At 60.7% G+C, this 22124-nt stretch carries 18 protein-coding genes; 8 read left to right on the plus strand and 10 right to left on the minus strand.

The features are described from left to right. Nucleotides 1–2: 2 nt before the first annotated feature. Nucleotides 3–1199: an NAD(P)/FAD-dependent oxidoreductase gene (locus PW792_16035; protein MDE1163434.1), complete on the plus strand. Its 1197-nt coding sequence runs from the start codon at nucleotides 3–5 to the stop codon at nucleotides 1197–1199. On the opposite strand, the gene PW792_16040 is transcribed toward PW792_16035, so the two are convergent. From PW792_16040 to PW792_16055, 4 genes are all read right to left on the minus strand, one after another. Beyond that, nucleotides 1196–5803 carry a choice-of-anchor D domain-containing protein gene (locus tag PW792_16040; protein ID MDE1163435.1) on the minus strand — a complete coding sequence of 1536 codons (4608 nt, stop codon included), beginning with the start codon at nucleotides 5801–5803 and terminating at the stop codon, nucleotides 1196–1198. The two genes, PW792_16035 and PW792_16040, sit on opposite strands and share 4 nt — an antisense overlap. A 128-nt stretch (nucleotides 5804–5931) precedes the next feature. Then, entirely contained in the window at nucleotides 5932–6942 is a 1011-nt protein-coding gene (locus PW792_16045; protein MDE1163436.1) for a PDZ domain-containing protein, read from the minus strand. 10 nt (nucleotides 6943–6952) lie between these two features. Further along, a complete protein-coding gene (locus PW792_16050) occupies nucleotides 6953–7918 on the minus strand; it encodes a HEAT repeat domain-containing protein (GenBank protein ID MDE1163437.1) in 966 nt (321 codons plus the stop codon). A gap of 110 nt (nucleotides 7919–8028) precedes the next feature. Then, nucleotides 8029–8640, minus strand: a complete 612-nt coding sequence (locus PW792_16055; protein MDE1163438.1) for a sigma-70 family RNA polymerase sigma factor — start codon at nucleotides 8638–8640, stop codon at nucleotides 8029–8031. A gap of 304 nt (nucleotides 8641–8944) precedes the next feature. On the opposite strand from PW792_16055, the gene PW792_16060 reads away from it, so the two are divergent. The 4 genes from PW792_16060 (at nucleotide 8945) to PW792_16075 (ending at nucleotide 11303) form a co-directional block, all read left to right on the plus strand. Further along, nucleotides 8945–9184 carry a DUF4160 domain-containing protein gene (locus PW792_16060; GenBank protein MDE1163439.1) on the plus strand — a complete coding sequence of 80 codons (240 nt, stop codon included), beginning with the start codon at nucleotides 8945–8947 and terminating at the stop codon, nucleotides 9182–9184. Further along, entirely contained in the window at nucleotides 9171–9584 is a 414-nt protein-coding gene (locus tag PW792_16065; GenBank protein ID MDE1163440.1) for a DUF2442 domain-containing protein, read from the plus strand. The genes PW792_16060 and PW792_16065 overlap by 14 nt, the downstream gene beginning before the upstream one ends. 56 nt (nucleotides 9585–9640) lie before the next feature. Beyond that, the gene (locus tag PW792_16070) at nucleotides 9641–10336 is read left to right on the plus strand and encodes a ribonuclease HI family protein (protein ID MDE1163441.1); all 696 of its coding nucleotides are present in this window, start codon (nucleotides 9641–9643) and stop codon (nucleotides 10334–10336) included. A gap of 205 nt (nucleotides 10337–10541) precedes the next feature. Continuing rightward, the gene (locus PW792_16075) at nucleotides 10542–11303 is read left to right on the plus strand and encodes a hypothetical protein (protein MDE1163442.1); all 762 of its coding nucleotides are present in this window, start codon (nucleotides 10542–10544) and stop codon (nucleotides 11301–11303) included. A gap of 8 nt (nucleotides 11304–11311) precedes the next feature. Here the strand turns inward: PW792_16075 and PW792_16080 are convergent, their stop codons facing one another. The 3 genes from PW792_16080 to PW792_16090 all read right to left on the minus strand — a co-directional run bounded on the left by PW792_16080 (nucleotide 11312) and on the right by PW792_16090 (nucleotide 14590). Then, on the minus strand, nucleotides 11312–12307 hold the full coding sequence (locus PW792_16080; protein MDE1163443.1) for a TIGR00730 family Rossman fold protein: 996 nt from the start codon (nucleotides 12305–12307) through the stop codon (nucleotides 11312–11314). 30 nt (nucleotides 12308–12337) lie between these two features. After that, nucleotides 12338–12691 carry a hypothetical protein gene (locus tag PW792_16085; GenBank protein ID MDE1163444.1) on the minus strand — a complete coding sequence of 118 codons (354 nt, stop codon included), beginning with the start codon at nucleotides 12689–12691 and terminating at the stop codon, nucleotides 12338–12340. Nucleotides 12692–12763: 72 nt separating this feature from the next. Further along, nucleotides 12764–14590 carry a hypothetical protein gene (locus tag PW792_16090; protein MDE1163445.1) on the minus strand — a complete coding sequence of 609 codons (1827 nt, stop codon included), beginning with the start codon at nucleotides 14588–14590 and terminating at the stop codon, nucleotides 12764–12766. Between the two features lie 122 nt (nucleotides 14591–14712). Between PW792_16090 and PW792_16095 the strand changes: the two genes are divergently transcribed. Both PW792_16095 and PW792_16100 read left to right on the plus strand, forming a co-directional pair. Continuing rightward, the gene (locus PW792_16095) at nucleotides 14713–16791 is read left to right on the plus strand and encodes an ABC-F family ATP-binding cassette domain-containing protein (GenBank protein MDE1163446.1); all 2079 of its coding nucleotides are present in this window, start codon (nucleotides 14713–14715) and stop codon (nucleotides 16789–16791) included. A 64-nt stretch (nucleotides 16792–16855) separates the two neighbouring features. Next, a complete protein-coding gene (locus tag PW792_16100) occupies nucleotides 16856–17620 on the plus strand; it encodes a hypothetical protein (protein MDE1163447.1) in 765 nt (254 codons plus the stop codon). Here PW792_16100 and PW792_16105 read toward each other — a convergent pair. Further along, nucleotides 17617–19263: a Na+/H+ antiporter gene (locus PW792_16105; protein ID MDE1163448.1), complete on the minus strand. Its 1647-nt coding sequence runs from the start codon at nucleotides 19261–19263 to the stop codon at nucleotides 17617–17619. The two genes, PW792_16100 and PW792_16105, sit on opposite strands and share 4 nt — an antisense overlap. Before the next feature lie 148 nt (nucleotides 19264–19411). Between PW792_16105 and PW792_16110 the strand changes: the two genes are divergently transcribed. Beyond that, a complete protein-coding gene (locus PW792_16110; protein MDE1163449.1) occupies nucleotides 19412–20893 on the plus strand; it encodes a diguanylate cyclase in 1482 nt (493 codons plus the stop codon). Here the strand turns inward: PW792_16110 and PW792_16115 are convergent. Together PW792_16115 and iscU are read right to left on the minus strand one after the other, a co-directional pair. Then, entirely contained in the window at nucleotides 20890–21381 is a 492-nt protein-coding gene (locus tag PW792_16115) for an iron-sulfur cluster assembly accessory protein (GenBank protein MDE1163450.1), read from the minus strand. The two genes, PW792_16110 and PW792_16115, sit on opposite strands and share 4 nt — an antisense overlap. A 284-nt stretch (nucleotides 21382–21665) precedes the next feature. Then, complete coding sequence (gene iscU, locus PW792_16120) at nucleotides 21666–22082, minus strand: Fe-S cluster assembly scaffold IscU (protein MDE1163451.1); 417 nt, start codon at nucleotides 22080–22082, stop codon at nucleotides 21666–21668. Between the last annotated feature and the right edge of the window lie 42 nt (nucleotides 22083–22124).

Below are 22124 nucleotides of genomic sequence, written 5' to 3' on the forward strand. Positions count from 1 at the left end.
CCGTGCACGCATGGGACGCGATCGTCATTGGCGCAGGTGCCGCAGGCATGATGTGTGCCTTTGAGGCAGGCCGACGCGCGAAGCGCGTGCTGCTGCTCGACCACGGCCCTGCTCCGGGACGCAAGATCCTGATCTCCGGCGGCGGACGCGCGAACTTCACGAATACTGGCACGACCGCCGCGAATTATCTGAGCGCTAACCCGCACTTCGCCAAATCAGCCCTTGCGAACTTTACGCCGCGTGAGATGGTGGCGTTGGTGGAGAAGCATAGCCTGAGCTATCACGAGAAGACGCTGGGCCAACTCTTCTTCGACCGCTCGGCACGGGACCTTGTGACGCTGCTCGAACGCGAGTGCGGAGAAGCTGGTGTGGAGACGCGCTGCGGTGCTAGCGTTCTGAGCGTCTCCAAAGACGGCGACCTCTTCACTGTCGAGACGTCGCATGGCACAGAGCAGACACACGCGCTCGTCGTCGCAACCGGTGGGCTTTCGATTCCGAAGCTTGGAGCAACGGGCTTTGGCTACGAACTCGCACAGCAGTTCGGCCATAGCCTGATAGCAACTCGACCGGCACTGGTGCCGCTGGTCTTTGCCCCGGAGGACCATAACGAGTGGTGTGACCTTACCGGAAGCTCAGCCGAAGTGCTCGCCCAGGCCGCTGCGACCAGCGGCAAACGTAATGCGCAGCCGCCTGTCTTCCGCGAGAAGGCGCTCATCACGCATCGCGGCCTGAGTGGACCAGCGATTCTGCAAGTGTCGTCGTACTGGAAGCATGGCTCGACGATCACGCTCGACCTGGCACCGGGACGTGACGTCTTCAAACCTCTTACAGCGAACAACGCACCTCGCGATCTGAGCGTGCTGCGGCAAGCCTTGCGCGGCGTGCTCTCCCATCGCGTGGCTGACCGCTGGCTTCGCCTGCGCGATGAGTCCCTGGGCTTCAGCAACCAGGCGCTGCTGGCGCTCGAACACGAGTTGCATCACTGGCAGATAAAGCCTGCTGGTGATGAAGGCTATGCCAAGGCCGAGGTTACCGTGGGCGGCGTGAATACGGACGAACTCGACGCACGAACGCTGGAGTCAAAGCGCGTGCCGGGGCTTTACTTCATCGGCGAAGTCGTCGACGTAACCGGTTGGCTAGGTGGCTATAACTTCCAGTGGGCATGGGCCAGCGCTGTAGCAGCAGGCCGCTCGCTTTAGTTCACCGTCAACACGAGCGGCACAGAGTGCGTTATCCCTGCAGCCGTTGCGCTCACCGTCAAGGTGTACGTGCCGGATGGCGTCGGTGTAGAGGTGCTGCCGCTGCCCGACCCACTCGAGGGCAACGTTCGTGAGGCACCGCAACCGCTGATCATCATGAACAACAACGGAAGAGCCGCTATCCAACGCCGCCTGCGCACACGCAGCATGCAGAGCAGCCATGGCATGGTGAAGGCATAGAGCAACGTGCTTCGTGACCACGGCAACAGATCGCGCGAATTGTGTCCCATGCTCGCAATGCCTGTCGCCACCACCACGGACACATTCAGCGTAGAGCCAAGGGTTGCGGCAGAAGGCGAGACCGCACACGTTGCGTGAGCAGGCGCTCCCGAGCAACTGAGACTGATGGTGCTTGCCAAGCCGCTGACGGAGCTTAGTAGAAGCGCATACGTTGCACTGCCCGAAGATCCTCCAAGGCTTGCGCTTGTGGTTCCCGTCGTCGAGAGCGTGAAGTCAGCTCCTACGCCGCTTAGTGCAACCGACTTCATGCCGATGCTCGAGTTCAACACCAGGGAACCCGCACGCTCACCCGCTGCTGTTGGGGCGAAGAGAAGAGTTGCGGAACAGGCAGAACCTGCAGACAACGAAGTACCGCAGTTTGTTGAAACCAGAACATAGTCCCCGGTTGGAGCGAGCGATGAAATCGTCAGCGTAACGCCACCGTTGTTGGTCAACGTGACCACCTGCGGCTGGGAGCTGAGTCCAACGCCGATCTCTCCGAAAGCCAGCGACGTTGGAGTAAGACTGACGCCCGCAGGTGCAAGCCCCGTGCCGCTTAGCGTCAGGCTCTGCGCGCGGAACTGATCGCTTACCGTGAGTATGGCCGTGCGGGCACCAACTATGCTCGGCGCGAAGACTACGCTGATCGCGCAGGATGTGTGGCCAGCAAGCGTTGCGCCACAGCCGTTGGTCGCAGCAAACTCGCTGGAGTTTGTCGTCGCTGCAACCAACGTGAGCGCAGCATCGCCGGCGTTCGTTAGCACTACGCTCTGCGCTGCGCTGGCCGTGTTCAAGACCTGCGAGCCGAACGTCAGAGAAAGCGGTGACAGCGTATCTGTTGCGGATGATGTTCCCCTGCCACTCAGCGTGGCGGTCACGGCCCCCGAAGAGCTTATGAGGCTCAACGTACCGATGCGCGTCCCGCTCGCCGTTGGCGTGAAGGTTACGCTGATGGAGCAGGAGGTCTGCACTGCAAGCGTTGTCGCGCAAGTATTTGCCGCGATCGCGAAGTCTCCGGTGATTACAGGCACGGTTAGCGTGGAAGCGTTGCCTCCGGTGTTTGCAACGGTGAGGACCTGCACAGCGCTTGTCTGGTTCAAAGTGGTGGCGGCGAACGTAAGCGATACAGGCGTGAGCACAACACTTGCCGGAGCGGTCGCCGTTCCACTCAGCAACACACTCGCCTGACCTCCTCCGATGTTTGCGTAAACAACCAGAGAACCTGCGCGTGAACCTGACAGCGTCGGAGCGAAGAGGACGCTCACCGTGCAGCTTGCACCCACAGCAAGCGTCTGCCCGCTGCAGTTGTCCGTCTCGGTGAAGTCGCCCGACACGACCAGCGAACTGATCGCGAGCGGCGATGAACCGTTGCTGGTGATCGTTACCGTTTGTGCAGCACTCAATGTTGCGACCTGCTGCGAATCAAAGGTTAACAACGCCGGTGAGACAAGCATTCCCGGCTGCGCGGTTGAAGTCGCTGCGAGCAACGGTGTCTGCCAAAGGCCGCGACCGTACGTGCCTGCACGCAACATGCCCAGTCGCCCATCACTGGTGGGCATCGTGGAAGACACAGCCAGCGAAGTTACCGGCGCGTTCGGCAGCCCGGTTCCAAGCAGGTTCCAGCACGAGGCTGTCGCGCATGTGGTGATTGCCGACGTCGCATAGACGCCCGCGTCCGTCGCGACGTACACGGTATTCGCATCGTTAGGATCGACAGCAAGGGCATTCGCGGGTGCGCTCGGGAGGTTGCTCGTCACGTTCAGCCAATGCGCGCCGCTGTCGATAGAGCGATAGACGTGCGGCACGATCGTCGTGCCTGAACCAAAGCCCATCACGGTCGCGTAGACCGTTGCGCCGCTTGCATCGTGCGCGTCCACCGTGATCGACGAGACATCGAAGCCGAGCGGGTTGAAGATACCCGCGTTCGCCAGATCGTTGGTCACCGCGCCGCTCGCCACATCTTTCCAGGTTGTCGTATTCGTCGCGATGTTCGCGGCCGTTGTGCGGAAGATGTGGCCACCGAGCAATGCCGTACCGCCATCCAACACACCGGCGAGCCCGGCATAGATCACCTGCGAGCCAGAGTTCTGTGCGTTGCTCGAACTCACCGCAACACCGCCTGCAGCCAGCGAGCGGGCCAGCGGACTCGTACTCGTGCAGGGCGCGGCTCCGCTCCATGCGGAGGAGATGGCGTTCGCTCCGCTCCACGTTGCGCCAGTCGCTGCGGGGCCACGCCACACACGGCACGTCGCGGCAATCATGTTCGCGCTCAACGCCGGATCGAGCAGCATAGGAACGTCGATCAGCGCGACGTCGCCACTGACTTGTGTCGCTCCAATCGTCGCGGCCCCCGCGAAGTTCGCGGCGGAGCAGTTCGTCCCCATCGCGCAAGACTTGAAGTTCACTCCTGCGCCGATCGTGGCGTACCAGTTGGTCGGTGTCGTTGCATCGATTGTAGGATGGCCACCTTCGCCAGCAGAGAGCTGGGCCCATGCACCCAGCACAGATGCAGCACTCGTTGCCGCCGTGCCGTTAGCTCCGAGCCCAACGATCAGCGTCTCGGCATCTGCCGGCGCCTGTGCGAAGCCAACCACCTGTGCGAGCGATCCACCCACACCAATCGCTGCGTTGAGGTTGTCGAAGTGGCTCTTGTCCGTGGCATCACACACAGAACCCGTCTCGGCGATACCGTCCGTTGATCGCCAGAGGCCTCCGTCATTGCCCGCAAAGACCAGCAGGTCGCTGCTGGATAGAGCTACCCCTGTAAGCGCGTGCTGCGAGGGAGCGACCGCTGCGGATGCCGCGCATCCGTTTAACGCATTCGTCGTGTTGCGCCACGTGCAGCTTGTCGATCCGCTTGCCAGCACACAGCGATAGAGGTCCACCGTGCCCGCGAGCAACAGCGTTCCTGACGACGAAGGCACAGCCGACAGCGCGAGGTTGTAATCCCCTTGTGTGATGACGGTACTGCCGCTACCGACCTCCATCACACCGCCGTCGAGGCGCAAGGCAAACGTCGGCGCGCTTGTCGAGCACGCACCGCCCAACGTCGCGTTGCATGCATCCATCCACAAGCCCTGGTCATTGTTGCCACTGTCCACCGTCAGCGCAAAGAGATCCCCGGTTACGGGTTGAACGGCCAACGTTCCGCGAAAGATCGGGCAGGTAGAGGCTCCGCTGCCGTTCGCGCCGACAGGACAGTTTGTAGCCGTCAATGAGGTGCCTGGCTGTGCGGTCAACCGCTTCCACGTTGCGCCATCGCTGCTGGAGTAGTAGCCATGCCCACGCACCGCAGCATAGAAGCTTGCGCGCTGCGCGTCCCACACCACCGATGTCGCCGCGTTGCCCACTTGTCCGGTGCCCAACGGTTGCGGCGTCTGCACGACGCTTGCACCGTCGTAGAGCGTCGCCATCTGCCACGTCACACCTGCATCGGTGGAGTAGTACAAACCTGCCACGGACGCAGCGTTTGTTGCACCAACAATCGCTGCCTGTGGCGAGTTAGAGAACGCAGCCACCACCCGTGACGGCGACGACGCGCTCCACGCAATAGCCGCCGCGCTTAGCCCCACGAACGAGTGCTGGCCGTTCGTGCCATCCTGCGAAAGCTGTACCAGCGTCCACGTAGCGCCACCATCAGCAGAACGCAACAGACCTTCTCCGTAGAGCGAGTCTGTCGCGTCGTTCGGATCACCCGTCCCCGCCAGCACGACGGCCGTCGTGGTCGGTTGCACCGCAACCGCACCGATAGAAAGCGATGGCGTGACGCTCGCTCCGGCGCTTTGGCTGAAGACTGCAAGCGTGTCGGTCACGGGGGCAAACCTCACACCGCCAGCACTCGTCGCTGCGGCGTTGGTGGACTTCCACACACCACCACCTGTGGTTCCCAGATAGACCGTGTTGCCCGTTGCATCGTTCGGGTCGAGGGCGATCGCGGTTACACGACCGCTCACGTTTCCGTAGCTTGCGCTCTGTACGCTGCTGGGCCCCAGCGGCGTCCAGGCAGCGGTGTAGTTTTGTGCCCGCGGATGAAGCAGCAGCGCGGCGTGCTCGGCCTGCGTGTGCAAAAGCGAAGCGGCCGCAGCATGACCGTCCGGCGAAACACGCCCCGCCAGATGCTTCCGCGCCTGTCGCTGCATCTGTTGCAGAACTTCAGACTCAGCCGTTTTTTGGGCCGCCAAAGGCAGCGCAACGACAGCCAGTGCCAACAGCGGCACGGCACGGCGAACGACACGACGACGCAGGCTCGCGAAACGGCTCAACGGCAAGCTCACAACAGACGAAGGATAGGCGCAGGCGAGGAACATGGCTCGCCGAGGGTTCATGCGAACGCACTGCCAAACCCGCACCGATTTTGCGTAAAGAAAACTTAGCTTACGCTTCGGATCATGAGAAGGCTCTCACACTACGCTGTATTTGCAGCCGAGTGTATCAGGACTATGGGGAAAATTCTCTACGCGCGAAACGGCATGAGGCTGGCCTCTTCGGCGCATCCACTGCAGTCACCAGCGTCGTCCGCCGAAGCGCAGCAGGTGGAGAGCATGTCCGGCGAAGAGCGCAGAACGCTGTGCCGCTTGAGGTCGGGCACCAGCACGACCGTCTGCTCATGTTTATCGCGCAGAACAGTAAGCGTCACCACACTACCGCGGGATGCACGCAGATGATGCGTCCAGTCCGACGGCGACTTCAACACCACCGCATCCGCACGCAACACCACATCGCCCGCGCGCAGGCCCGCCGCAGATGCCGGGCTGTTCGGCAGCACCGTGTGCACCAGCAATCCTGCCCCCGACGGAGCACCAAAGAACGCCGCCAGTTGCGGCTCCATGGTGTCCATCGCCAGTCCGGTAAATGGGCCGGTGTGCAGCATGTTCAGAAACTGTTGCGTGCGTGAGTTCGACGGCGGAGGTTCCGTCTCCACGCTATAGTCGTCGCCGACAAGGCCCTTCGGGGCCGGTGCTGTAGGAGCCGCAGCCAGACGCTGCATCGCCTGACGCGCGACTTCGTCACGGTTTGCGAGCTTCGCATTCAGCGTCAGCGCCTCTCCGTTGCGAATCACTTCAAGCGTGATCTCCGCGCCGGCATTCAGGTCGTGAATCAGGCGCTTCAACGTCGGCGAACCATCTACCGCCTGCCCGTTCAACGCCACGATGATGTCATGCGCCTTCAGCCCGGCATGGCCTGCCGGGCCGTCGTGGTCCACCATCGCGATCTCTGCGCCATGCACGCCGCGCAGACGCAGCGAAGCCGCCTGCTCGTCGGTGACATCGTGGAACTCAATGCCGAGATAGCCGGTCTGCCGCTGCGAAGAAGCGTGCGCTCCGGCATGAGCACCACTATGCGGTGCGGCTGTATGCACGGTGACAGCAGCCATAGCCTTCGAGGACGCCAACGTCGCGCTCATCGTCAGCAGCAACACCGCCGCCGCTCCCGTTGCCCATCGACTTTGCCCTGCTACAGCCATTGCCATCCGTTTATTGAATGTCGCTCACGTCCTGCAGCGCCTGGAACGACGCATTGCGGATCGCCGGGTTCGTATCCTGCGCACTTACCGTGCGCAAAGCCTGCCGTACGCTGGAGTCCGCGCCAACCGGCGAGAGCAGCGAGATGGCCTGCGTGCGAACATCTGCCGAAGCGTCGTTCATCATGGCGCGCACCACGGCATCGCGCACATGCTGATCTTCGGCAACGTACGGCTGCAGGCCAGCCAGCGCCTTCAGACGTACCGTCGGGCTCTTGTCGTAGTGCAGCGAGGTCAACAACGCGCCGCGAACACTGGCCGCTCCCTCTGCCGCGCCATCGCACAAACGGCCTGCACGGCACTGGTCAGAGAGCATCGCCACCGACTGCGCGTGAACTTCGTTGTCCGTTGCGAGCTTGGTCCCGAGCATCAGCAACTGGCGAATCTGCGGATCGTCGAGCGAGCCCTGCACAGACTCCGGCACCAGGCGGTTGTATTTGACCTGCACCAGGTTCTTGTCCGGCGTCTCCACGATGCCCGAAACGCTCGCGATCGGCCCCTGATTCCCGCTCGCCACGACGACGGCCTGCGGTAACTGCGGCACGTTCGCGGCCTGATAGCGCGTCACGATCGTGCCGCCCAGAAAACCAGCGCCCAGCAGCAGAGTTGCCAACGCAGGCGCACCCTTCATAAAGCCCTGCCAGCGGAAGGCATTCGCCGTCAGCCGCTGTATCCACGAGCGCGGAGGCAGCGCATCGAGCGCTTCATCCAGCCGCAGGCGCGAGGCCGTCAGCAGATTCGGCGTGGGGTCTGCCACCGGCTCCATATCGAGCTCACGATGCAGCACCTCAAGCGCCGTCCATTCGCGCCGACAATCTTCGCAGCTATCCAGATGCCGCTCCAGACTGAGCATCAGCTCATCCGGCAGCTCTCCGTACTGCGCCAGCACCATATTTTGTTGGACCCGATCACACGTCATGCTTGCGTTCCTTCTTCACTAGCTCTCACAAAAATGCTCCGTACTGCATTGCGTCAGGGTCATTGCCCATCGGCTTATAAGCTCGGCAGCGTCAAGCGCTGCCGTTGCAGCTAGCGAACGTCTGCCAGCCTGGCGCGCAGCTTGCGCGTTGCTCGGAAGAGCGTGTTCTTCGCCGTCTCTTCCGTTGTCTCGAGCATCTCGCCGATGGTCCTCAACTTCAGACCCTGGTAGTGCTTCAACTCAAACACCATCCGCTCACGCGGAGTCAGTTCGTCGAGCGCGGCCTTGATCGCCACACTCATCGTCTTGCGTTCCAGCTCACGCGCCGGGTTGTGCGCAGCGCGGTCATCGGTGACATGGGCCAGCAGGTCGATCTCGCCGCCGTCACCATCCATCACGGTCGAGGCATCTTCCTTGCGACTCTTGCGGCGTCGCAACTGGTCGAGGCAGAGGTTCGTCACGATGCGGTACAGCCATGTGTAGAACGAGCACTCGAAGCGAAAGTTCGACAGATGCCGATACGCCTTGATGAAGGCGTCCTGGTGTACGTCCTGCGCGTCTTCCTCGTTGCCCAGCATGTGCAGCGCCAGGCGAAGCACGCTACGGTCATACCGCCGGACGAGCGAATCGAACGCCGAACGGTCACCCTTCTGCGCGGCGCGGATCAGCTCATCATCTTCCGCGCGCTGCTGTTGGCGCTGTTCGATCTGCTCGGCGGTCATCCGAGCTCTTCCGCCAGATTGTGCGACAGCCTTGGGCATAGCTGCCGCTGATTCTACGCCGCTGCCCGCTGCCCGTGTTTCTTGCAGGCCTTCGGCGAATGGGCTGGGGCGGCGTCCCGTCCCGCCAGGAAAAGCGTATGCGTTCGTTGCACTCATCGTGTTTGTCTGACTCCGGAGTCAGGTACGTCGTACACACTTTCTGACGTGCCCACGTCCGCATCGTTAGCGTGGAGCCCTGTTTTCGAGCTGCTTTTATTCGGCTCCACATCCCAAGCGTCTGGGTTATAGTGAGGATGTGCCAACCGTGCTGCGCTTTTCCGGTTACCGCATCGTGATTTATCCGAACGACCACCGCCCTGCCCATGTGCATGTCCTTGGCAGCGATAAGGAGGCGGTCTTTCATCTCCACTGCCCTGGCGGCCCCGCCACGGTGAGAGAAAACTTTGGCTTCGCACGCCATGAGCTCTCCGGCATCCAGCGCGAGCTCTCCGCACACTGCGAATTTCTTTGCGAGGAATGGAGGAAGATACATGGTCAGCCCTGAAGAGTTTGAGAGCGCCAACCTCCGCGCACAGGAACTAGAGACCCATACCCCGAAGGCGATCTCCGCCCGATACGACCGCAGACTGCGCCGCATCGTCGTCGAGCTCAACTCCAACCTGGGCGTTTTTTTCTCTCCCAAGGATGCTCAGGGGCTGGAAACGGCGTCCGCAGAAGAGCTTGGAGAGATTGAACTTTCCCCTTCGGGATATGGCCTACACTTCCCCAGGCTTGACGCCGACCTCTACCTTCCCTCTTTGCTCGAAGGCGTCTTTGGCTCTGCACAATGGACCGCAGCACGCATGGGCGCACGAGGCGGGCGGACGCTTTCGCCAGCGAAAGCCGAAGCCGCGCGGGCGAATGGCCGCAAAGGCGGCCGACCTCGCCGCGCAGCCAGCGTGTAACCCGGAGCTTTAAGCTATTCCCGGATTCCCAGAGCGACCTCCACTAAACTGCCAGTATGTCCGGCAGTCTATTTGGCGATTCCTCAGCTCCCTCCACCGCAGCCCGCAACAAAACCTCCGGCGGCGGGGACGACTGGCTGACCGCGCACTGCGATGGCGGCTCCCGCGGAAATCCCGGCCCAGCCGGGTACGGCGCCGTTATTGTGGCGCCAAGTGGTGAAAAAATCGCCGAACTGAGCGAGTTTCTGGGTGTTTTCACCAATAACGTCGCCGAGTATCGCGGCCTGGTCGCGACGCTGGACTGGGTCGTCGCTAACGGCTACCGCCGCCTGCGCGTCGTCAGTGATTCGCTGCTGATGGTCAACCAGATCAATGGCCGCTACAAGGTGAACTCACCCGACCTGCGCGAGCTCTGGACCGCAGCACGCCGCCAGATCGCCCAGCTTGACGACTTCAACATCTCCCACGCGCTGCGCCACAAAAACAAAGACGCCGACCGGCTGGCGAACGAAGCCATGGATCGCGGCACTGGCAAACCCGCCGCTGGTCGTCCGGCTGCGGCAATTCCCTACCCAAAAGCTCCAGGATCACCGCAACCACCACAAAGCAGGCCGGTTGCTGCATCCACAACGCCTGCAGCTGCCACTTCTTCCGGAAAAATGTATCGCGGTTTTGTGCGCGACGGGGCGGTGCATCTGCTCGGCGACGCTCGCCTGCCGGACGGCGCTTTCGTCAAGATCATCCTCGAGTAGGCCAGGAAAACGATCGGCTGTGAGCGACGTCTTATCCCTTGTGAGTCCAGACAGCTTCTTACGCACATCTTTCCTCAACCACGTGCCCTCTGTTCGCATCCAAACGAGAACTATGCGTTCCCTGTCCGCCTCTTGCAGGCACTCCGGGCCCAGGTTGTTGGCTTTCGCCGCTCTTGCCTCCACGTTACTGGGGGCCAGCATTGCGATGGCTCAGAAGATTTCGCCTCAGTCCGACCCGAATGCCATGAACATTCTGCAACGTGCTCTGGATGAAGGCTTTGCGAACGATGCCACCGACCACTCGCGGTGGATGTACAAAGACCATGACACGCAGCCGGGCAAAGACTCCATCTTCGACGTCGTCGATGTACCAGGCGACAGCCTGCGGCGCTGCATCTGGTTCAACGGTTCTGTTGTTGGCGAAGACGGCATCCAGAGTGAGTCTGAGCGGATCCGCAAGTACATTCATGATCCCTCCGCACAAGCCAGGAACCACAAAAATAACGAACACGACGATGCCTCCGCCGCAGCCATCATGCACAGGCTACCGGAAGCCTTCATCTGGTCACAGAAAGACGAAAACCCGGAGTACATTCGGCTGCACTATGTGCCGAACCCGGACTTCGACGCCTCCAGCATGGAAGCCAAGGTGATGTCGAAGATGGCTGGCGACCTCGTCATCGACCGCAAAGCGAACCGAATCTACTCTCTCAGCGGCCGCCTGACGCAGGATGTCAAACTGGGCTTCGGACTCGTCCGCCTCAAGCAGGGCGGCACATTCGACGTCGAGCGGCGCGATGTCGGCGGCGGCCACTGGCAGATCGTCGAACAGCACACGCATATCGACGGCCACGCGCTGCTTTTCAAGACGATCAACCAGCAGGAAGACGAGGTCAAAACCAACTTCCGCCCGTCCCCGGCTACGTCTCTTGAAGACGGTGCTCGAATGCTGAAGGCAATTCCCTAAGAAACCGTTTACCGGCGAGTCTGAGCGATATCCGGCCCAAGAGTTTCCTGTTCATTCGGTGCAGGCTCCGTCGGCACGGTGCCTTCGTCTGTCGTCGGCAGCAGATGGTTCTCGATGAGCCCGCGTTGCAGGATCGCGAACGCGTCTTCCGGCGTGTCTGCAAACTGGAAGAGGTCTAGGTCCCTGGGGGAGATCGCCCCTTTGTCCGCCAGCAGCTCCAGATTGATGACGTTCTTCCAGTACTCCGAGCCGTAGATGACGACCGTGATCTTCGTACCGAGTTTGTGCGTCTGGTCCAGCGTCAGCAGCTCGAACATCTCGTCCAGAGTGCCAAAACCGCCAGGGAAGACCACCAGCGCCTTCGCCAGGTACGCAAACCAGTACTTGCGCATGAAGAAGTAGTGGAAGCTGAAGTTCAGCGACGGCGTGATGTAGGGGTTGGGGTACTGCTCAAACGGCAGCTTGATGTTCAAGCCGATGGTCTTGCCGCCAGCCTCCCAGGCCCCGCGGTTTGCGGCTTCCATGATGCCGGGACCGCCACCCGAGGTCACCACAAAGCGATGCCTGCGCCCAGGCAGAGTCTTCGACCACTCCGTCATCATCCGCGCCAGCTTGCGCGCATCCTCGTAGTAGCGGGCCATCTCCACGGCAGCTTCAGCGCGTTTCAGCTTCAGCGCACTGGTCTCGGCGTTCTGCAACTCTTCCGCACACGCGGGCTGCTCTTCGTCCGGTGCGCGCTGCGTGGAGCCGGTGTTATCGAGCAGTTCAAGCTGCTGATTCGCCTCATCCATCCCGCGAAAACGCGCTGAGCCGAAGAAGACGACCGTGTCCTGAATACGTTCGCGGCGGAAACGGGCCATAGGCTCCGCGTACTCGCTGAGAATGCGGAGCGGACGACCGTCGGGAGAGTTCAGGAACTCAATGTCTTCGTAGGCCAGTTCGGCCGAATCAAGGTGTTCGGGGAGTTTCGGAGTCGCTTCGGTTGCTTTCAAGTCTTCAGCCATCGCCGTTCCACTCTAGCTACCGAAGAACGCTCACGCGCGGTAGTCGCGGTAATGCAGCAGTTCGCTGATGCCGATCCAGATATCCAGCAGCCCAACGCCGCTGACCACGCCACGTACCCAGCCACGCTGCAGAATTCCATCCACCACAGGATGCGCCAGCATCCAGGCGTTCATGTCCCAGTAGCGCGGCGACCACGGCAGTACCGTCATCAGCGCGCCGATGTAGAAGCAGAAAATAACCAGAACCACCAGACTTGCGCGCTGCAACCACACCGGAGCAGGATCCGGCTCTTTGGCATGTGGCTGCACGTCCGGCTCATGGCCCGGTCGCGGAGCTGCGTCCTGTCGTTGCTGACCAAAAAGATGGCCCTGCTGCTGAGGCATCGTCACATCCTCCACGGTAGCAGGGCACACCCGCTGCTGTCTTTCCGGCGGTCACTCCTCAGCAACCCCCTTTTACTTCTTCTCCTCTGAAGCGGCTGCCTCTTTCGCGGCAGCTTTCTGCTCTTTCGCCTTCTCCTTCAGCTTCTCGTAGTTCTCTTTACTCTTCTCGCGGTCCTTTTCTTTTTCAGCAGCAGTTTTTTTCTTCGGATGCATGTTGATGGCACCCGCCGCCCGCTTTGCGCTCAAATCCTGCTGGATGTCCTTCGCCGAATCCTCGCCATGCTTGAACGCTAATCCAAAGTGAACATCGTCCTTCACGCCGGTGATCTGGATCGGCAGTTGAACCCCTGCGCCGTCCTTCTTTAGCAATGGATCAACGGGCTTCAGCAGCCAGCTCTTCCAGCCGGTCACCATCTGCGACGCGGTCGCATCCGTACGCACCAGCCCTTTGAACTCAAACACGCTGCCGTCCATGTCATACGCGCCTTGCATGCGCACATGGGCTCCTGGCATCTCGTACTCAATATTCGGAAAGAGCATCCTGCTGTGTTCGAGCGTGAACTTCGTCTTCACGTGCGCCAACACGCCGGTTTTCTTGTCCGTAGCGGCCACCGGCATTTGGTTCGGCTTACCCTGCGCCCTCATGCTCAGGCCATCCATCTTGTCCTGCAGCATCGGGTTCGTCAGCGTCATGCTGGCAATATCGATATCGCCGGCAAGCTCAATCTTCTGCGAGACGCGCTCTTTGCCCGGCGGAATGTGGATGTGCGACTTCATCGTCAGCACGCCCTGCATGATCGGCTTCTTGCTCTTCATGCCAAGAGCGAGGACATCCGTCATACGGCCGCCATGAATCTCGGCATCGAGCGAAATGTCATGCCCCTTCCCCTTGATGTTGATAATCGCGCCGCTGCAAAGAATCGGCGTCTCTCCCAGCATGGCGTGAACAGGATCAAGCACCGTATCGCCCGTTGTCGCGTCGACATATGCGTGATACTCCGTGTGCAGCGGGATCGGATGATCACTGATATCGAGTGAAAAGTCCGGCGTATCCGTGACACCATCCGTAGTCAGCTTCTCCAGCACGCCGGTGAACCGTCCCTTAGCGTTCAGCGTCCCGCCCAGGCCCTTGATCGTGTTCATATCCGCGTTGTTGAAGGTGTAATCGCCATCCACAAACGTCTGCCGAGGATCTGCGGCGTTCCACGGACCAACATGCCCTGTCACCTTGATCTCACCCTTTGGAATCGGGTTGATGACCGTTGCGACATACTTTGCGGGATGAGTTGCACCCAGGTCATGCACGGTCAGATCGCGAATCTCCCAGACCTTCGACTCTTTATTCGGATCCTTATTCTCGATAACCAGCCGCACATTGCTGCCGCGCAGTTCGTCCACTACAAAGGCGATTTTGGGCTTGGTCTTCTGGTTCTCGGGGTCCGCAGGCTCAGCATTCTCGTTCGGCCCAAAGGCTTCCTTCTTGTTCTTCGGAGGAAGATCGACCATCACGCCATCCACATCCACCACGGCGATGTGCGTCTTGGGCTCCATCAACTCATGCCAGCTTGCGCGGAACGAAAAGTGGTCCACGCTGATCAGCACCTTGTGAGGATCCATTGTCCCAGTGCTGACATCGCTCTTGTACGGCACACGCAGGCCGCCGCCAGAAACCTCGATGCCACGAATCAGCGAAATGTCGAACGTATCGAGCTCTACCGGCGCATCGAATCGTTCCGAGAGCGTGGCAATGATGCGCTTTCGCAAGATCGGGGAAGCGTGGCTTACCAAGTACTCCGCCACAGCAAAGAAAATCACCACTGCCGCCAGCACGCTGCCCGCAGCCCACTGAAACCATCTCCGCTGCCACAAACGCGGGCGCGTCTCTTCGCTTGTTGTCATTGCTCAGCTCACCGTTCGAGCACTATCCCTGCGCGGATGTCTCGTCCTTGTGAACCGTTGGATGCAGGCAGCCCGGAAAATGCTGCCGAAGCCTCGCGCTGCAAGGTGCGAAAATGGAAGCAATGCTTCAACTTTCCGGCGCCGGCAAACGTTTCGGCCACAAGCTACTCTTTCAGGACGCCAACTGGCTGATTACCCCCAACGAGCGCACAGGCCTCGTAGGTGGCAACGGCACGGGCAAGTCCACGCTGCTCAAGATCATCGCGGGTGTCGAAGGCCTGGACTACGGCCAGCGCACCCTCGTCAAAGGCATGACCATCGGCTATCTGCCGCAGGACGGCCTTGCCCTCGTCGGTAAAACCGTCTTCGAGGAGTGCCTCTCGGTCTTTGACGAACTCCGCAATATGGAGAAAGAGGCTGAAGAGATCACGCATGTGCTCTCAACGGCTGACCCGAAGTCGAAGGAGTACGAGGCCGCGGCGGATCGCTACAGCGAGATCGCTGACCATCTCCACGCGCACGATATCTACACGCTCGACGCGCAAGTGGGTGCGGTGCTGCAGGGCCTGGGCTTTGCCAAAGAAGACTGGGAGCGCAAGACGGAGGAGTTCTCCGGCGGCTGGCAGATGCGCATCGCACTCGCCAAGCTGCTGCTGCAGAAGCCTTCGCTGCTGCTGCTCGACGAGCCGACGAACCATCTTGACCTCGAAAGCCGCAACTGGCTTGAGGAGTACCTGAACACCTACGAGAACGCGTTCATCCTCATCTCGCACGATCGCTACTTCCTCAACGCCGTCATCAAGAAGACGGTGGAGGTATGGAACAAGCGGATGCACGTCTACCACGGCAACTACGACAAGTACCTCGTGCTGAAGGAAGAGCGCAAGACGCAGCTCATCGCCGCGTACAAGAACCAGAAGGACCGCATCGACGCGTTGGAGGCGTTCATCAATCGCTTCCGCGCGCAGGCCACGAAGGCCAAGCAGGTGCAGTCGCGCATCAAGGAACTGGAGAAGATCGAGCGCATCGAGATTCCGGATGAAGAAGCGACGATTCACTTCAGCTTCCCGCAGCCGCCTGCTTCGGGTCGTACGGTGCTTGAGGTCAACGGTCTCGTCAAGGATTATCCTGCGCCTGATGGCGGCACAAAGCATGTGCTCGCTGGTCTCGACTTCACTGTGGAGCGTGGCGATCGTATTGCGCTCGTCGGCATGAACGGCGCGGGTAAGTCGACGCTGATGCGTATTCTTGCGGGCTTCGACAAACCGACAAGCGGCGAGGTAAAGCACGGCCACAACGTGCTCGCTGACTACTTCGCACAGGACCAGTACAAGGTGCTCGACGGCAACGCCGAGATGCTCTCCGACATCACCGGCTCGAACCCTCGCGTGGACGTCGTGACGCTGCGTTCGCTGCTCGGCTGCTTCATGTTCTCTGGCGATGACGTCTTCAAGAAGCTCGGAGTGCTGAGCGGCGGCGAACGTAACCGCTACGCCATGGCTAAGCTGCTCGTCTCGCCTGCGAACCTGCTGCTGCTCGACGAGCCGACGAACCATCTCGATCTGCGCGCGAAGGATGTGCTGCTCGAAGCGATTCGCGACTTCACCGGCACCGTTATCTTCGTCTCGCACGATCGCTACTTCATCGACGCCCTCGCTACACGTGTCTTCGAGGTCGAAGAGAAGCGCCTGCACATCTACCCCGGCAACTACGAGGACTATCTCTTCCGCAAGGCTGGAGGATCTGCCGCGCAGAAGACCGAAGAGCTGCCCGGCGGAAAGATTGACGCCATTACCGGCATGTTGAAACCTGTGAAGCAGGTTGGCATCGTGGAAGCCAAGGAAGTTGCCGCTCCCGCAGTCACTGCGAGCACCGGTACGAACCCCGAGCCGTACGAGTCCACGCATGAGATCACCGGCTCGCTGGCTCCCGTAACGCCCACCCCGGCAAAGCCTGCCGTAAAACGCCTGAACCCGATCAAGTTGAAGCTGCTCGAAGACAAGGTCTCCGCGCTCGAAGACGAACTCGGCGACATCGAAGCGCGCATCAAGGCTGCAGAAGAGCAGCAAGCAGCGTTCAGCACAGCAGACGCCGCGCAGAAGATCGCAAACGAGATCGCCGCGTTGAGCGCTGACCTGATGGCGAAGACTACCGCGTGGGAAGAGCTCGCACAGCAACTCGAAGAACAAACAACGGCGTAACCAAGCACGGTACGCTCCAGCCAAACCCTCCCTGCCCTGTGCTTCAATCAGGGTAGGGAGAACCATGAAACTGCTTCGCACATCTCTTGTCGCGGCCTGCCTCTTTGCAGCAACCGTTGCCGTCTGTTCCGCACAAGAGCCCGCCTGGGAAACGCGCCTTGGGGCAAAACACGAGGCGCTGGTAAGGGACAACGGCCCCGGCACCGATGCCGAGCTCCGCACCCGCCTGCTCGCTATGCGCGACGAAGATCAGAACGCCCGCTTCCAGAACATCAAAGACGTCGCAGCCAGGAAGCCTGCCGACGCACACGAGCTTGCAGAGCTCGACGCAAAGCTTACCGAAGAGCTGCAGGAGATCGTGGACGAGAAGGGCTGGCCAACAGTTCATCTCGTTGGCTATGACGCCTCCCAGGCTGCCAGCCTCATCCTCATCCACTCGCCCGACCACGCCTGGCAGCGTTCCATGCTGCCGCAGCTTGAAGCTCTGGTGCAGAACAACCAGATCGATGGCTCACAGATTGCCCTGGTGGTCGACAAGGAGCTGGTGGCAGCCGGCAAGCCCCAGCGTTACGGCTCGCAATTCAAGTTCGTCGACGGGCAGGCGATGATGATCGCCGTGGAAGACCCGGCGCACCTCGATGAGCGTCGCGAGAAGGCCATGCTGCCGCCACTCGACGCCTACAAGAAGATGCTCGGCGATATGTACCATGTCACCGTCTCGAACATCATCCTTGCGCCCACAGCGCCTGCCGGAGCAAAAGCCGAGGCGGCACCGGTCAAGAAGCAGCCCGCAAAAGCCACCGCGAAGAAGAAGAAAAAGAAGAGTTAGTGGTCGGTAAAGCTCTCGTAGCGCGTCTCGGTCAGGTCGAGTTCGCGCTCTAGACGCCGCCACACATCGTCACCGATCGCATCTTCTTCACGCATCTTGAAAAGCGTTTCGCGCTCCACCGTCACCGCATTGCGCAGCAGATCCGCGCGACGGCGGTGGCGTACGTTTTCGCTTTCCTTGATCGGCTTCTGCGAGAGCCCGACGTTGCTCTGCTTGGCTCGTAGAGCCTCTAGCCGATGCTCGTAGCGGTGCAGCATGTCGTCGATGTCGTGCTCTTCGCCTTCATCTCCTGCAGCCGCATTACGCAACCGCTTCAGCTCCCCGATCGCCGAGCTCAGCACACGGCAGCGAGCGTTCAACTCTTCTTCCAGCACCTCGCGCGAGCCGTCCAGCCCCAGCTTGCGGATCAGCCACGGCAGCGAAAGCCCCTGCACCACCAGCGAGAACAGGATTACCGCAAAGGTAAGAAAGATGATCAGGTTACGCTGAGCAAACGGCGCGCCGTTCGGCAGCACATACGGCACGCTGTACGCCGCAGCCAAAGCTACGACACCACGCATGCCAGCCCAGCCCGTGATGAAGATGCTCTTTCCATCTGGCTTCGGCGCGTCCTTATGAAAGACCTTCGCCCGCACCACATAAGAGAAGTGCGACCCGGCGAACACCCACACCATGCGCAGCAGCAGCAGCAGCAGACTGAAGCCGATGCCGTACTTCAGCAGCGTCCCCAGACTGTCACCACGAATTCCCTGCAGAATCTCCGGCAGTTGCAGACCGATGACGACAAACACTGCGCCGTTCAGCAGAAAGTCCAGAGCCTTCCACCCGGCCAGAATCTCCAGCCGAGCCGGTGCAGAGAGATAGCGCGAGCTCTGCTTGCTGAGAAAGAGCCCGCAGACCACCACGGCAAGCACTCCCGAAGCGTGAACCTCTTCGCCCACAAGGTAAGCCACATACGGCACTACCAGGCTGACGACCATCTCCACTTCGCTTGAATCGATCCAGCGCTCGACGTAGGAGACCGCCTTGCCCAGTAGCAGACCCACCCCGATACCACCAGCGATCAGCCACGCGAGCCGCGCCAGGCCTTCACCAAACGAAGGCGTCTTTTGCCCCAGCAACAGAGCGATACCAAACTCCAGCGCCAGCAGCGCGGTGGCGTCGTTCAGCAGGCTTTCACCACCCAGCACAGCAGTCGTGCGTGGCGAGAGTCCCAGCTTCGTCGCAATCGAACTCGCGGCCACAGCGTCGGTCGCAGCCACCACCGCCCCCAGCAGGAAGCCTGAGCGGAAATCCAGCGCTGTGATGAAGTGGTCGGCAAACATGGCGATGCCGAAGACCGTAAAACCGACCAACCCCACGGCCAACATGGAGATAGAGAACAGGTTGCGGCGAAAATCACGCCAGTTCGTCTGCCACGCAGCCGCATAGAGCAGCGGCGGCAGGAAGATGGCAAACACCAGGTCAGGCCGCAGCGGAATATGCGGCACGTGCGGCATGAACGAGAAACCCAGCCCGGCTACCACCAGCAGAATCGGGTAAGGCACCTTGATGCGCTCCGCCACGCCGGCGAAGAGAGCAATCGCGACCAGCAGAAAAAGCAGGATGACCTCGAAGCTGTTCGAACTTACCTGCGCTGGCATTCTCTGCAAACTCTCCTGGGCGATGAAATCCGCTGCATCTGCTTCTCGTACAACCATCTTCTCCCAAATCGGTACTCACTCCGACGGAGGGGACGAATTCTCCCTTTGGGGGATGAACTGTCAGGCAGATTTTGCCGATACTAGAATCATGCAAACCCTGCCCATTTCCTACTCCCCCTGGCTTATCGTTGCGTCCGTTGCAATCTCCATCGTTGCAGCCTATGCGGCTTTTGGTCTTGCGGACAGGATGCGGGCCGCCACAACCGAGCGCTTGCGTATGCTCTGGTGGCTGGGCGGCGCAGGCGCCATGGGCACGGGCATCTGGTCGATGCACTACCTCGGGATGCTGGCCGTGCAACTGCCGGTCCCTGTGCTGTACCACGTTCCCACCGTCATTCTTTCGTGGATGCTGGCCGTCGTCGCCGCTGCCGTGGCGTTGCAGGTCGTCAGCGCCAAGCGCGTGACGTGGATGCGCTTGTTTGCAGGCGGTCTGGCCATGGGAGCAGGCATCGGCAGCATGCACTATGTGGGCATGCACGCCATGCGTATGCAGGCCATGCACCACTATGACAACCGCATGGTGGCCTTCTCCGTCGTATTGGCTGTCTCATTTTCCGTCTTAGCCCTGTGGCTCGCGACGGTGGTACGCAACCGCCAGCAGCATGGCGCGTTCAACCGCGCGCTGGCTGGCGTGGTGATGGGTGTCGCCATCGCTTCCATGCACTACACCGCGATGGCGGGCGTCACCTACGACCGCTGCGCGATGGCCTACAACACCGCGTGGACTGTCCAGATTTCGTCTCTCAGCGAAGTCGTCATCATCCTGATCGTCACTCTGATACTTATCGCGGCTGTGGGCAGCGCTGCTGTACACCAGCGTCAGTTTGTCGAGATGCAAGACGTGCAGAAGGACCTGCTCACCACGCAGCAGCAGTTGCTGAAGCAGCAGCAGGATCTGCTCGAGAGCCAGAACAAGCTGGTGGAAGTAAACGCCCGCCTCGCCGAGCTTTCTATCCGCGACGCGCTCACCGGCCTGCACAACCGTCGCCACTTCGACAATATGTTTGACGCTGAGTGGCGCCGCGCCGTGCGCGACCACTCCTCCATCGCGCTCATGGTGATCGACGTTGACTACTTCAAGGCGCTCAACGACAAGCGCGGCCATCAGACCGGCGACGAAAGCCTTCGCCGCATCGCAGAAGTGCTTGCCACGCGGCCACAGCGCACGCACGATGTACTCGTCCGCTACGGTGGCGAAGAGTTCGCCGTGCTGCTGCCTGGTGCGGACGAAATCCCCGCTGCCCGCTTCGCAGAAGAACTACGCAAGTCCATCGAACGCGAAGCGATCGAACACGGCAACTCGCCTGTCTCCGACGTCGTTACGGTCAGCATCGGTGTCTGCAGCCGCATCCCAGCAGACGGCGACAGCGCCGAGAAGATGCTGCAGGACGCAGACGCCGCGCTTTACGCGGCCAAAGAGAATGGCCGCAACCGTGTCGTGCTGGCTGCGGCCAAACGTGAGGAGTACCTGATGGAAGGTATTGCTGGCGAAACCCTGGTCGCCAAGGTCTACGAAGAAAACCAGCCCGCGGAAGCAGCCGCGGAAGAAAAGCAGACCACAAAAGACTAAGCCGAGAAGCTCGACCCACACCCGCAGCTCTTGGTCGAGTTCGGGTTGATGAAATTGAAGCCCTGGCGCATCAGCGTTTCTTCGAAGTCCAGCACCATGCCCGCGAGGTAGAGGAAGCTCTTGGGGTCCACAAAGATCTTCACAGCTTTCCCACCGCTCGGATCACCAGGCGTCTCGACACCTTCGCCAAAGACGAAGGTGCGATCACGATCACGCGGCTGCGTATCGAAGCGAATGTTGTAGCTCAGGCCCGAGCATCCGCCTCCCGTAATTCCAAGCCGCAGACCACCCGCATCCGGCGAGATGCCTTCCTTCGCCATGGCAATGCGAATGCGCTTCAGCGCGTTCTTCGTGATCTCCACGGCAGCCTTCGCACGCGGCTGCAGACCTTCAGCGGTCAGCAGCACCATACCTGCAAGCGGATCGCTGGAGGCAGAAGCTCCCGGTGCGGGAGCGGAGGTTCCGGGTTGGAGAAGGGATGTACTCATTACAAAACCTCAGGGCGTTTGCGCTCTTGGCGCCGTTTCAACCAGACATAGAACGGAACGAATAAGGCTGCGCTCAACAATGTACTAGCTATCGCTTCGGCCAGCGCTATACGTGGCGTACTACGGAACACAGACCAATGAAAAATCACTTGATACAGAAAGTAGACAGCCCCGTACACCAGGCCTACATGCCAAATCTGTTTTCGTGACATGGTCACAACCTCAATAGATGTACAAAGGCCGACGGAGCATCACGCGCCGTCGGCCCTCGATATTGCCTGAGCTTAGTGAGCGGCGGCTACTGCAGCTTCTTCAGCCACGCCGTTCTTCTTCTTCCAGTCGCCGATCGCAGCGCGGATCGCGTCTTCTGCGAGTACCGAGCAGTGGATCTTCACCGGAGGAAGCGCGAGCTCCTTCACGATGTCTGTGTTCGAAATCTCGAGAGCTTCGGCAACCGTCTTGCCCTTCACCCACTCCGTCGCAAGCGACGAGCTGGCGATGGCCGAGCCGCAACCGAAGGTCTTGAACTTCGCGTCTTCGATGACCTGAGTCTCAGGGTTCACCTTGATCTGCAGGCGCATGACGTCGCCGCACTCCGGCGCGCCGACGAGGCCGGTTCCGACTTCGCTCGAGCTCTTGTCCAGCGTGCCAACGTTGCGCGGGTTCTCGTAGTGGTCAACAACCTTATCGCTATATGCCATGGGGAATCCTCCGACCGGGCCAAACTCACCGGCGTCTTGTTT

It is taken from the genome of Acidobacteriaceae bacterium (assembly GCA_028283655.1).
GTDB lineage: Bacteria > Acidobacteriota > Terriglobia > Terriglobales > Acidobacteriaceae > Granulicella.

What these genes read in the sequence shown, in the direction of transcription:
- PW792_16065 (MDE1163440.1), top strand. Translation starts at nt 9,171, where the DNA reads ATGGTCAGCCCTGAAGAGTTTGAGAGCGCCAACCTCCGCGCACAGGAA.
- PW792_16080 (MDE1163443.1), bottom strand. Translation starts at nt 12,307, where the DNA reads ATGGCTGAAGACTTGAAAGCAACCGAAGCGACTCCGAAACTCCCCGAA.
- PW792_16110 (MDE1163449.1), top strand. Translation starts at nt 19,412, where the DNA reads ATGCAAACCCTGCCCATTTCCTACTCCCCCTGGCTTATCGTTGCGTCC.
- PW792_16090 (MDE1163445.1), bottom strand. Translation starts at nt 14,590, where the DNA reads ATGACAACAAGCGAAGAGACGCGCCCGCGTTTGTGGCAGCGGAGATGG.
- PW792_16075 (MDE1163442.1), top strand. Translation starts at nt 10,542, where the DNA reads ATGGCTCAGAAGATTTCGCCTCAGTCCGACCCGAATGCCATGAACATT.
- PW792_16040 (MDE1163435.1), bottom strand. Translation starts at nt 5,803, where the DNA reads ATGAACCCTCGGCGAGCCATGTTCCTCGCCTGCGCCTATCCTTCGTCT.
- PW792_16070 (MDE1163441.1), top strand. Translation starts at nt 9,641, where the DNA reads ATGTCCGGCAGTCTATTTGGCGATTCCTCAGCTCCCTCCACCGCAGCC.
- PW792_16050 (MDE1163437.1), bottom strand. Translation starts at nt 7,918, where the DNA reads ATGACGTGTGATCGGGTCCAACAAAATATGGTGCTGGCGCAGTACGGA.
- PW792_16045 (MDE1163436.1), bottom strand. Translation starts at nt 6,942, where the DNA reads ATGGCTGTAGCAGGGCAAAGTCGATGGGCAACGGGAGCGGCGGCGGTG.
- PW792_16085 (MDE1163444.1), bottom strand. Translation starts at nt 12,691, where the DNA reads ATGCCTCAGCAGCAGGGCCATCTTTTTGGTCAGCAACGACAGGACGCA.
- PW792_16115 (MDE1163450.1), bottom strand. Translation starts at nt 21,381, where the DNA reads ATGAGTACATCCCTTCTCCAACCCGGAACCTCCGCTCCCGCACCGGGA.
- PW792_16100 (MDE1163447.1), top strand. Translation starts at nt 16,856, where the DNA reads ATGAAACTGCTTCGCACATCTCTTGTCGCGGCCTGCCTCTTTGCAGCA.
- PW792_16105 (MDE1163448.1), bottom strand. Translation starts at nt 19,263, where the DNA reads ATGCCAGCGCAGGTAAGTTCGAACAGCTTCGAGGTCATCCTGCTTTTT.
- PW792_16095 (MDE1163446.1), top strand. Translation starts at nt 14,713, where the DNA reads ATGCTTCAACTTTCCGGCGCCGGCAAACGTTTCGGCCACAAGCTACTC.
- iscU (MDE1163451.1), bottom strand. Translation starts at nt 22,082, where the DNA reads ATGGCATATAGCGATAAGGTTGTTGACCACTACGAGAACCCGCGCAAC.
- PW792_16055 (MDE1163438.1), bottom strand. Translation starts at nt 8,640, where the DNA reads ATGACCGCCGAGCAGATCGAACAGCGCCAACAGCAGCGCGCGGAAGAT.